We start from the raw sequence: 874 nt of genomic DNA, 5'->3' as shown, positions 1-874 counted from the left end.
CGCGGGTGCCCACGGCTCCCCACCGTTGACGGCCAGGCTGGAACCCTGGATGCGGGACCTGCTCGCTGATCCCCGCGAGTGTGACCGGCTGCTGGAAACCCACGGCAGTCCGGTCAACGTCCACGACTTCACGTCCCTGGAACGCAATGCGCGGGACATGATCCAGGCCGGTGACCGCCATGGCGTATCCGTCCGGGTCTTCGTGGCACGAAAGGCCAACAAGACGTTGGGTCTGGTGGAAGCCGTCAAGGCCCTGGGACACGGGATCGACGTCGGCAGCGAACGGGAACTGCGCCAAGTCCTGGACTCCGGAATGGACCCGTCACACATCGTCCTCACGGCGGCCGTCAAACCGGAGCGCCTGCTGCGTCTGGCCATGGAACACGGTGTTCCGGTGGCATTGGACAACCTGGACGAGGCCTTTCTGGCACAACGCGTGGGTGCCGAGCTGCCCGAGCCCGCACCCGTGGTCCTGCGCATGGCGCCAGAGCCCGTGGACGGAATGGCCCCCACACGGTTCGGGGAAACTTCCCGGGCCTGGTTGTCCTTTCTGGACGAGCATCCTTCGGGACCCGCTGGATTCCGTCTGGACGGTATCCACTTCCACCTCCACGGATATTCGCCTGCGGATCGTTCCGTCGCACTCGCTCAAGCCATTGAGTTCTTCGACCGGTTACGTGAACGTGGCCATGCGCCGTCGTTCATCGACATGGGTGGGGGAGTGCCGATGTCCTACCTGGACGACGCCGACCAGTGGGCCACCTTCTGGAATGAGCACGAAGCCGCGGTGCTGGCGGGCGGTGCAACGGAGACGTGGCGTGCCGACGGGCTGGGGCTCAGGGCGGAGGACACCCCCGAGGGGCCTCGACTGGCC

Annotated in this window: 1 protein-coding gene; it reads left to right on the top strand. The window is 66.2% G+C overall.

Features of this window, described 5'->3' with window-relative positions:
* Positions 1–49: 49 nt before the first annotated feature.
* Positions 50–874, top strand: an 825-nt coding sequence (locus tag GTW58_RS13140) for an alanine racemase (RefSeq protein ID WP_209436579.1), incomplete at its 3' end; no start/stop codon positions are given.

The sequence above is a fragment of the Kocuria subflava genome (assembly GCF_012163155.1).
GTDB lineage: Bacteria > Actinomycetota > Actinomycetes > Actinomycetales > Micrococcaceae > Kocuria > Kocuria subflava.
This window is presented reverse-complemented; position numbering and strand designations above follow the sequence as displayed.